Annotated in this window: 1 protein-coding gene; it reads left to right on the forward strand. The window is 47.5% G+C overall.

Features of this window, described 5'->3' with window-relative positions:
- Positions 1-2 precede the first annotated feature (2 nt).
- Positions 3-575 (forward strand): DMT family transporter (locus R7044_RS26945; RefSeq protein ID WP_225456196.1); only part of this gene is annotated, 573 nt, incomplete at its 3' end.

The raw sequence follows: 575 nt of genomic DNA on the forward strand, positions 1-575 counted from the left end.
TGGTGCTCTCCGCTTTCGGGTTCGCGCTAATGTCGGCCACGGTAAAGCATGTCAGTCTTCATGGTATCCCTGTCTTTGAAATCGTTGCAGCAAGAGCTCTCGTTTCTTTAGTGATCAGTTATTTAGATGTGAAACGAAAACGAATCTCTGTTTGGGGCAACAACAAACCACTACTCTTAGCGCGTGGTGCGGTGGGCACCTTCGCGCTGATGTGTGTTTACTATTCGGTGACCACGTTACCTTTGGCAGAAGCAACCATCTTCCAATACATTCATCCGGTATTTACGGCGCTGCTCGCTGTCATTTTTTTGAAAGAGCGAATTCAGCCCACAACCTTCATTTGTATTGCGCTATGTTTGCTCGGCGTCTACGTCATGGTTCGGCCAGAAACCGGCGTAGAATCTGCACAAACACTTCCGATGTTCAGTGTGATGATTGCTATTTTAGGTGCTTTTGGTAGCTCTATCGCTTATGTCATTGTAAGAAAGCTCAGCCAAACCGAAGACAGCTCGGTGATCATTTTCTACTTCCCGCTTGTGGCGCTACCAACGTCCATCCTGTTTATGGGGGATAAC

This window comes from Vibrio sp. 1402 (genome assembly GCF_033340275.1).